Here is an 8,860-nt window from a genome sequence, read left to right on the forward strand (position 1 = left end):
TGTGGTGCAGTCCTAGACAGCTCCACCACACCGGAGGTCTTCGCCTTGATCAAGCCCCCGCAGGTGTCAACAACGCTCGTGATCAATACATCTAGGGCGATGGACCGGTTGAACGCCACATACAAACCCCGGCGTGAGGTGCTGGTCGCAAGCTGGGTGAGCGTGGTGGTCTTCCCGGTGCCAGCACCGGCCTGGATCACCAGGTGATCCCCGGTGGCGAAGGCGTCGGCGGCCGCGATCTGTTCGTCAGTGGGCTTCAGCATCGTTGAGCTTCATCGATCCGTGAGGGCGCGACAGGCGCGTGTCGGTGGTCAGGTGTCGTCGTCGGTGAGGAATCCGCGCATTGGCATCGACGGCATCCCCTCGGGGTGCGCAGCAGTGTGACGGCGCAGGTCGGCCAGGTCCCGCACGATCGCCACGTAGTGCACCACCACCGGCTCCGCCGGGGCCGCGGCACGAGCCAGGTCGTGAAGCAGGGCTTTCCTCGCCTCGTCGCCGGAGTGGTCGGCGCTGGCTTGCTGCTGACGCTCGAGCTCGGCCGTGACAGCTGCCGGGGCGCAGGGCTCCTTGCGGCGGTAGACCGCAGCGGCGGCCACGAAGACCTCCCGGCGGATCGGGCTGCTGAAGTACGCGGGGCGCAGGACCGCCATGAGGTACGGGACCAGCTGCGGGTGCTGGAGCAAGGCCACCAGGACCATGTGCTCGGCATGCTCGTCGCACAATGCAGGCCCGGGTGAGGGCTGATCGGGGTCGGGAGTACCGATCAAGGTCTTGGACATGGGCGCCTCACAAATAGGCAGAGAACGGACTCGACATCTGAGAGGCTGCCGGAGCGGCACCGCGGACCGCAGCGCGATGACGACGGCCGTACCTTCAGGCGGAGATGGCGGCTCCTGCCCGAGCGCGGGTTAGGGATCGGGAAACCGGTCGCGGACGTATGGGCGGTGGCGCACCGAATCGAAGGGCTCCCACTCGGTCCGCGCGTGGTCCGCGGCCTCGCCGATGTCGGCGTGCGTGGAGCAGCGCTGCTTGTGCCAGCGCAGTTGCTCGGCATACGGCAGTCCGGTCAGGTCGTAGACCGCCATCACCTCCTGCGCGATCGGCAGGCGGCCGCCAGTACCAAGTAGCGGATCCGCTGGCTCCAGGCGCCACGTACCTGGCAGGGCACCTGGGTCTTGGACCGGCAGAGGGCAGCGGCGGCGGGTGCGGGTGTGGGCCACGCACTGAAGCTGCTCGAGAGGCCCGGGGGCAAGGTAGCGGGTGTAGAGCAGGCACACCACCGGCCGAACCGGCAGGGAGGGCGGCGCAGGGGCCGGTTCCTTCTCAGGACTGGGCGTGAACAAGCCTGCGTCCTGCAGTCGGCGCGAGCTCAGACCCAGTGCCCGGCGCGTCTCCGCCAGCAGCGGGTCGCGGTTGCCCGCCGGGCCGGCCGGGCACACCGCGTGGTGCCGAACCCGGCACCAGGCACTCCCGTCCTGGCCGGCGTGTGCGGCGCCAGAGGAGACGTGCCAGCGCTGCCCCGCGGGGACGGTGCTGGCGGGCAGTTCCTCGGGGTGGAGCGGGATCGGGGTACTGCCGGGGCGCTGGTACCACTCCACACGGTTCCCGCAGAAGTCGCACTGGCCGACCTGCGCGGACCGCAGCAGCCGGCTGGGACTGTCCGCGTCGATACGCAGCGACCGGCGGGCCCGGTGGTTCTTGCGGCTGCCGTCCCAGGCATGGCCGTCTTCAGCGAAGGAGTTGTTCGTCGAGCGCATGACCGCAGACGATGACCGCCGACACACGGCAATGGGGCGGACCAGGCCGCTGGGGTCACCTGCGTGGCCGCATCAGTCGTCCTGGCATTCGCTTCTCCGTGCATGCGTTCGGTGCTGGTCGCCGTTTCGGGTGGTGTCACGCCTCCCGGGAACTGGGCCCTCGAGGCTTTCGCCGGGCGGTCAGGGAGCGGGCCGCGCGGGAGGTTCGTGGCCAGCGCAGATGGTGCCGAAGAGCTGGTCGAGCGGGGCGCCGAGGGCGTGGGCGAGGGCGTGCCAGGTGGCGAGGGTGCCGATCGTGCGGCCCTGTTCGATCTCGATCAATGTGCGGCGTGACAGGCCGGTTCGGGCGGCGAGTTCGTCGTAGGTCCAGCCGCGTTCGGCCCGCAGTCGTGACAGCTCCTGGCGGAGCGCGTCGAGGTTCGGGTCGGGCGGTGGAGTGATCGTCACCGCTCTATCGCACGGTGCAGAACCCTGCCCTGTCAGTGCAGACCTCTGCCCTATTTTCCCTCGTCAGACCGCAAGCGGAAGGGCAGAGGTCTGCACTACCGTGTGCCGCCACCGGCACTCCCCGCCTCGGGACGCCGGCCGAACCGCTCGCTATTCAGCAGGGAGGACAGCTCTCCATGGGGCACGGCGCACTCCCCCACCCGGTGAAGCGCACCTGGACACTCGAGGTCCGTCCCAGCCTTGGCGAGACGGACCTCATCTGCCCGCACTGCGGCCGGCTACCGGCATCTGCCGGAATGGTCGCCACCCAGGCAGTGGTCGTCCGGCATCTGGCGCAGCATGCACGCTCCGAACCGCTCCCTGGTCACCTTCGGACGTGCCGGTGCGGGGAGCACGGCTGCCAGTGGCATCAGCGCCACCGGGGTTGCGACGGGCCGATCGCGCTGCTGCTGACGCGCAGCGCGTGCGGCCGCATCTGGCGTCTTACCGACGCGTGCCATGCCTGTGCGGCCGCCACCCGACACGCCGCCGCCGTTCACGAACCCCCGGGAGGGGCGAGCGACACGGCGTTGCTGAACAGCAGCGCTCTCTCCAGGAGTGACGATCCGTTGCACGTGGTAGATCCGGAACTTGCGGCCGAGGAAGCACCCTGGTGGACCGACGGCGCCCTGTACGACTGATCCGGGCCTCCGGCCCAGCGTGGACAGGCGCACCACCGCGGAGGCGGCTGCAGGTTAGGGGTGTCGCGGTCCTGGGCGGCCTGCAGCCGATGAGGCGAGGCTTGGTCTGGTGGGTACCTCGGGCAGACTGGCTCACGCCGTTGTCGATGTGCAGGGATGGTGGTTGTGCTGTTACGGCATCAGGAGGTCGAGGTCGATGTGGACTTCTACGGGTTCTGCCTGCAGGAGGCCGAGGATCAGTTCGTTCCCGAGATGTATCCGGACGGCCGCGAGAGCATCGGTGAACCGTTCTTGACCGCACGCTCCGGGCGGTTGGACATCGAAAGCGGTGGCCATACCCACACCGCACACCTAAGGGCTGAGATCTTCGATGCCGAGCCACCGGCCGACACCCGGGAGCCGTGGGAGGCCAGCGGCCAGGCCACGTTGTTCTCTCAGTCGGGTGAGCTGCGGATCTGGGGCGTGGCGGGCGGCCCGATGGAGGAGTCCCTGGAGCTTGGTGCCACGGACACCCAGTGGCAGGTGCGGGTGTACTGCTCCGGGCGCGCGGAGGTGGGCCGCCTGGCGCAGCTGGAGGTCCCCAAGGGCGTGGAGCGGTACCTGGTGCAGTTCTGGCCCGCGGCCTGACCGCAGGGTGGGTGGGAGGCACCCGGGTGCGCGCCTCCCGCCCACCTGAGGCGTCAGGTGATCTGGACGATGAAGGCGTCGTCCTGGCCGTCGACGAGGCGGTTCTTCAGCAGGAACCCGGCCAGCAGGGTGCCGGCCGCTCCGTTGTCCGCCTTGGGCAGCGGCAGGACCGAGTAGTTGTTCTTCGGCTTGGACGGTTCATAGGCGGCCAGTGCCTGGGCGCAGCCTTCGTAGGTGACGGCGAAGGGAAATTCGTCGCATTCCTTGCCGCCGGCGGCGTAGTTGGTGCCCCAGTACTGGCGGCAGTTGCGGATGGCCTCGCTGCGGTTCTTCTCACGCCGTGTCTTGTCGTGGAAGAGGCGGTGCAGCGGGTTGTCGGCACTCTGGCCGGGGAGTTTCTTGGCGGCGTTGGTGGGCTTGGTGGTGGCGGGCTTGGTGTAGGCGGTCTTGATGTGGTCGGCGACCGCTTTCTCGGGGGCGCCCGCTGTGGAGCTGTACTGCAGGGTGGCCAGGTAGCTGAAGACAGCCGCGCCTGCCCGGGTGACGTAGGTGGCGGTGTCCCAGCGTGGCGCGAGGAAGAACAGGTCGCCCTTCAAGGCTCCCTCCATCTCCCAGCCCGGTGGGGGCGTCAGTTCGATGGTGGGCTGGTAGACGGCGAAGACGAGGTCGTCGACGCCCGTTCCCTGGCCGGTGCTGACGCTGACGGAGTGCAGGAAGGTCGCCGGGTTCTGGGCGGCGAGCATCTGCCAGCTCTGTGGTCCGGGGATGCTGCCGCCCTGCGTGACCTGGGCGCTGGCCGGCCACTTCTGCGGCACGGTGATCTTGGGTGTGATCATCAGTGCGCTGGTGCCCGTGGTGCCGGTCTGCTGCATGTTGGTGAAGTAGTACTGGACCTTCATGTCGCGGCTGCTCTTGGCGATGGTGCCGACGGCCAGGACCACGAACTGGCTTTCCCCCACGATCTGCCGGTTGCGGCTCCACCGTTGGGTGAACGCCGCGCCGGAGCAGACGGCGAAGCGGGATTTGACGTAGAACTTGTTGTCGGTCCCCAGGCCCGCACGGCACTCCTCGGCCGTCATGGTGTGCGCCGGCTCCGGATAGGAGATCGCGGCCGCTGACAGCGCCGGGCGCTGCGGCAGGGCCACGGCGGAGGGCTGTGCGGCCCGGGGCGCGTACGAGGCCGCGGGGCCCACGAGTTCCAGTGGGCTGCGGATGCCTTCGGATGCCGACTGGTCGGCCTGGCGGGCCAGCTCCGCCGCTTCCTGCGGGGACCGCAGGTGCTGCAGAGAAGGGCTGGCGGCGCCTGGCGGAAGAACATAGGAGTCGACGGTTAAAGCCGCAGGCTGTGCTTCTGCGACAGTCGGGGCTATCAGCGAGACGAGCAGCGCCGTGGTCAGCAGCGCGGTCACTCGTCCACGGGCCCAACGCGATCGCCGGGTCGGTGTCATGTGTGGTTCCCCCACGAAACGGGTGCGCTGCCCGGGTGGTCTGATCCCGGACAGCCGGACCGCACACATGTAGCAATACCGAGCAGTAGCATCCGATCAACTCGACGCTCAATGGCGTAAAACCGCAGCAGGGTTGGCTCAGTTGATCGCCAGCCCGGCAGGCTCAGCGCTCCGGGTTCAGCTTCCGGTTCGTCCCGGACCGGCGGATGTCCAGATCAAGGAACGACGTCAACGGACTGCCGCTGTTCCAGAAGCCGAGTAGATCGATGTCGATGAGCGTCAGCTGCTGCTTGGCGGCGAACCTGCGTGCAGGTTCGGTGTACTTGCAAGAAGCCACGAAGACCGGCACATCGGCTCCATGCTCCGCACGGGCCGTGCCGTTGAACGTCTGGATGTCCCGGCTGCCGACCGAGCGGTGCCGGGCGTAGCGCTTGCACTGGATCACGACTTTCCGGCCGTCCGGCAGGCGGCCGATCACGTCGGCGCCAAGGTCGCCGGCACCGCCCACGCGACGGACTTCAGTGCAGCCGTCCCGGCGGCACAGTGTCGCCACGTACTCCTCGAATTCCCGATCGCTCATCCGCCACACCGAATCCAGCGACTGAACGGCTTGCACCCGGGCCAGCTCTGCCAGCCGGATCCGCTCGGCAGCAGCCTCACGGCGGCCCGCCCGCACCAGCCCCGTCACCACAATTGCTGCGATCACAGTGGCCAACGCCACCACCACGCATACCGCGACCACCGCTCGTCCCCCTCCCCCAAGCCGGCTGACCCCGCGCCCCGCGTTCCTCCCCAATTCGGTCCCGGATTACCCCAGAAGGACGGCGTCGACCACGGCTTCGCGACAGCGCCGGCTCCGCCCATGCGAGATGTCTTGCACGGCCATCACCTGCACTCCGAGAGTCGCCGGCCTCCCCCGCATGTGCCTGGCCAGCCCTCCTGGACGCCCACGCGCTTCAGTCCTCGCGTTCCTCCGGTGCAGTGCTCTGTCCAGATCCGGGCATCGAAAAGTCAGCCGGAACCGTTGCTGCGGAGCCGCCTCTCTACCAGCCGCACCCCACGCCTCAACCACCGCTCAGTTCAGCTGACTTCACGGCGTCAATCTCGTTGAAAAAAACCTAGGAAAAGGCGGAGGGAAGCTCACCACCAGGGGCACGGCTCGCATCCGATAGATGACTTCCCGATGCTCCGCGGGGACGCAACCAAGCTCTCACGACCAGCCCGATATGGGTTGTTGGCGCGTGATCACAACACACATTGACTCTTGAGTAGGTACTATCCGGCAGCAACACCCGATACCCGAGGAGCAGCTGTCGTGTCCAACAACAACACCATTCAGGACCGGTATGCGACGCGTCTCGCAGAGGACCTGGACAACAACGCCAACGAGCAGGAGAAGGTCCGCGCGCAGTTGGCGGACCTCCAGAACCAGCTGGCGCAGCTCGAACAGGAGCAGGCATGGCTGACCCAACTGCAGGGAACCGTGGCCGGCGCGCAAAGCGCGGCTGCGCCCGAGCAACCGGCAAATGAAGCGCCTTCCGGCGACAGGGCCGACGAGCCGAAGGTGACGTCTTCGCCCCAGCCGGTGCCCCGTCCGCGCGGGCAGAAGAAGCCGGCCCGTGAGCCGGCAGCCCGCAAGGCCAAGAAGAAGACGGCACCCCCCAAGGCGGGCACGAAGCCCAAGCCCGCCCCCTCTCGGTCGAACCCGGGGACGACACTGCGCAGCCTCGTCGTGGACATACTGGCCGCGAGCAGTGAACCGCGCATGGTCAGCGAATTCGTCGATGCCCTGGCCAAGCAACACTCCGATCGCGCCACGCCCAGTGCCCCCGTGGTACGCAACACCCTCGAGTCACTGGTGGCCAAGGGCCTCGCCGAACGTGCCCGCCAGCAGGGCAGCGTCTTCTACACCCCCCTCACCCCCTCAGCCACCGACGCCGCCGACGCTGGCGATCCGGCAGAGGCGGCAGCGTCCCAGGCCGCGAAGCCCGTCCCGGCAACGGCCTGACCTCAAGCACCTGCGGCAGGAGGCGGCGCGTCCCCTGCCGCGGGCGTGGGATCGTCCTTCCTCTCGCCCCACGACGGCAAAGCGTGCTGAACGCCATCGCTTGATGCAGCCCGGAAGACCGCGACCTTGCTAGCCAAAAGGAGCTCCCGGTCCGGGGCCAGCGCTCCTAGGGCGTGTATCGGAAGTGGATCTCGAGGTGGGATGATCTTGCCCCGTGGCACGTGGAGACCTGACGGATACACAGTGGGCCCGCTTGGAGCCGTTGTTCCCCGTGGGTAAGAAGCCGGGGCGTCCGCCGATATGGACGCGGCGGCAGCTGATCGACGGCATACGCTTTCGCACCCGGACTGGTGTCCCGTGGCGGGATGTGCCGGAGCGGTACGGACCCTGGGCCCGAACGTACGACTTGTTCCGTCGCTGGCAGCGAGACGGTACCTGGCAGCGGATTTTCGCCGAACTGCAGGCACAGGCCGACGCCGAGGACCTGATCACCTGGGAGATCAACATCGATTCCACTGTCTGCCGCGCCCATCAGCACGCCGCCGGGGCGCGGAAAAAGGGGACCTGCAGAAGGAGCCGCCCGGCGGCCTCGCGGTTGAGCCGGACGACCACGGGCTCGGCCGCTCACGCGGGGGCCTGACCACCAAGCTGCACCTGGCGGTCGAGCAGGGCCAGCGCCCCATGTCCATCGTGATCACGGCCGGACAGCGAGACGACTCCCCGCAGTTCGAACCTGTCCTGAAGAAGGTCCGCGTCGCCCGCCCGGGTTCCGGTCGTCCGCGGACCCGGCCCGACCGGGTTCGCGCCGACAAGGCGTACGCGTCGCGCAAGAACCGCGCCTACCTGCGTCGACGCGGTATCCGCTGCACTATCCCGGACAAAGCCGACCAGGCGCGCAACCGTAAGAAGCTCGGCTCGCGCGGCGGCCGGCCGCCCAAGTTCGACGCCGAGGACTACAAGGCGCGACACACGGTCGAATGCGGCATCAACCGCCTCAAAAGACACCGCGCCGTGGCCACAAGATACGACAAACTCGCATTCCGCTACGAGGCGACCGTCCTCATTGCGGCCATCAACGAGTGGCTGTGACCAGGCGGCTCAAGGTCGGAAGCACGCCCCGCAGGTCGTCGTCGTCCACCGTGGCGGTCGCCTCTTCGCGCGCTCCTGCCGAGCCATTGAACGCCACGCTCAACCCGACGGATGCGAACAGCGGCAGATCGGAGCGGCTGTCCCCGACGGCAGCGCACGAGCGGGGAGCCAGCCCCAGCTCTCGCGCCTGCGCGAGAGCGAAATCCCGCTTGCCGTACTCGTCGAAGTGACAGGCCACCCGGCCCGTGAACCGGCCGCTGGCCGTCTCCAGCCGTGGGCCGCTGAACCCATGGAAGCCGAAGCGGTCAGTCAGGTAGCTGCCGACTGGCGACCAGGCGAGGGTCGCCAGTATGGGCACCAACCCGTTCTGTCGACACCAGGTCACGGTCTCCGTGATGCCCGAGACCAAGGGAAGCCCGTCGAGCCAGCTAAAGACCTGATCTTCGGGAACCCCCGCCCAGCCCGCGGCGTCCAGCTCGGAGACCTCCCGATTGTCCAGGACACCGGAGGCGTAGGCGTCCTCGGCCTTGGCCAACTCGACTCGATGGCCAAGGAAGCCAGCCAGAAAGACGGACGAACTTGTGCCGGGGACGAGTGTGCCATCGACATCGAAGAACACGGCGCCTGCATGATCGGATGAAAACACCGCCCAAGGATGCCACTGCCTCGCGAACGCCAGATCGAGGGGCGTCCCCGGGTACTTCCGATACACGCCCTAGCTGTATTGACCCGCAGCGTTGTTGACGCGGCTGATCGGGGGCTTGCCTCCGAGTGCGGTGTGGCAGCGGTGGTGGTTGTAGGTGT

10 protein-coding genes are annotated in these 8,860 nt (G+C 68.1%); 3 read left to right on the plus strand and 7 right to left on the minus strand.

Annotated elements, in window-relative coordinates; translation table 11 throughout:
• The 4 genes from ACZ7MY_RS42790 to ACZ7MY_RS42805 form a co-directional block, all read right to left on the minus strand.
• Positions 1-260, minus strand: a 260-nt coding sequence (locus ACZ7MY_RS42790; RefSeq protein ID WP_499611743.1) for an AAA family ATPase, incomplete at its 3' end; no start/stop codon positions are given.
• 51 nt (positions 261-311) lie between these two features.
• The gene (locus tag ACZ7MY_RS42795; protein ID WP_499611746.1) at positions 312-779 is read right to left on the minus strand and encodes a DnaB-like helicase N-terminal domain-containing protein; all 468 of its coding nucleotides are present in this window, start codon (positions 777-779) and stop codon (positions 312-314) included.
• Positions 780-908: 129 nt separating this feature from the next.
• Positions 909-1,757, minus strand: coding sequence for a DUF6083 domain-containing protein (locus tag ACZ7MY_RS42800; protein WP_499611749.1), 849 nt, complete (start codon positions 1,755-1,757; stop codon positions 909-911).
• A 180-nt stretch (positions 1,758-1,937) separates the two neighbouring features.
• Complete coding sequence (locus ACZ7MY_RS42805; RefSeq protein ID WP_499611752.1) at positions 1,938-2,204, minus strand: helix-turn-helix transcriptional regulator; 267 nt, start codon at positions 2,202-2,204, stop codon at positions 1,938-1,940.
• Between the two features lie 836 nt (positions 2,205-3,040).
• Between ACZ7MY_RS42805 and ACZ7MY_RS42810 the strand changes: the two genes are divergently transcribed.
• Positions 3,041-3,511 carry a hypothetical protein gene (locus ACZ7MY_RS42810; RefSeq protein ID WP_499611755.1) on the plus strand — a complete coding sequence of 157 codons (471 nt, stop codon included), beginning with the start codon at positions 3,041-3,043 and terminating at the stop codon, positions 3,509-3,511.
• Positions 3,512-3,564: 53 nt separating this feature from the next.
• Here ACZ7MY_RS42810 and ACZ7MY_RS42815 read toward each other — a convergent pair whose 3' ends face one another.
• Complete coding sequence (locus tag ACZ7MY_RS42815) at positions 3,565-4,920, minus strand: hypothetical protein (protein WP_499611758.1); 1,356 nt, start codon at positions 4,918-4,920, stop codon at positions 3,565-3,567.
• Positions 4,921-5,122: 202 nt separating this feature from the next.
• Positions 5,123-5,701 (minus strand): restriction endonuclease, encoded by a 579-nt coding sequence (locus ACZ7MY_RS42820; protein ID WP_499611760.1) that lies wholly within the window; start codon positions 5,699-5,701, stop codon positions 5,123-5,125.
• A 573-nt stretch (positions 5,702-6,274) separates the two neighbouring features.
• Between ACZ7MY_RS42820 and ACZ7MY_RS42825 the strand changes: the two genes are divergently transcribed.
• Entirely contained in the window at positions 6,275-6,967 is a 693-nt protein-coding gene (locus ACZ7MY_RS42825; RefSeq protein ID WP_499611763.1) for a hypothetical protein, read from the plus strand.
• A gap of 214 nt (positions 6,968-7,181) precedes the next feature.
• Positions 7,182-8,056 (plus strand): IS5 family transposase gene (locus ACZ7MY_RS42830; RefSeq protein WP_499611766.1). Its coding sequence is split into 2 segments (ribosomal slippage): positions 7,182-7,533 and positions 7,533-8,056, totalling 876 coding nucleotides; the frame shifts between segments, so codons are not numbered across the junction.
• Here the strand turns inward: ACZ7MY_RS42830 and ACZ7MY_RS42835 are convergent.
• Positions 8,040-8,675 carry an HAD family hydrolase gene (locus ACZ7MY_RS42835; RefSeq protein ID WP_499611769.1) on the minus strand — a complete coding sequence of 212 codons (636 nt, stop codon included), beginning with the start codon at positions 8,673-8,675 and terminating at the stop codon, positions 8,040-8,042. The two genes, ACZ7MY_RS42830 and ACZ7MY_RS42835, sit on opposite strands and share 17 nt — an antisense overlap.
• Positions 8,676-8,860 lie beyond the last annotated feature (185 nt).

Source organism: Streptomyces sp. NPDC111520 (assembly GCF_055635295.1).

What these genes read in the sequence shown, in the direction of transcription:
- ACZ7MY_RS42795 (WP_499611746.1), bottom strand. Translation starts at nt 779, where the DNA reads ATGTCCAAGACCTTGATCGGTACTCCCGACCCCGATCAGCCCTCACCC.
- ACZ7MY_RS42800 (WP_499611749.1), bottom strand. Translation starts at nt 1,757, where the DNA reads ATGCGCTCGACGAACAACTCCTTCGCTGAAGACGGCCATGCCTGGGAC.
- ACZ7MY_RS42810 (WP_499611755.1), top strand. Translation starts at nt 3,041, where the DNA reads ATGGTGGTTGTGCTGTTACGGCATCAGGAGGTCGAGGTCGATGTGGAC.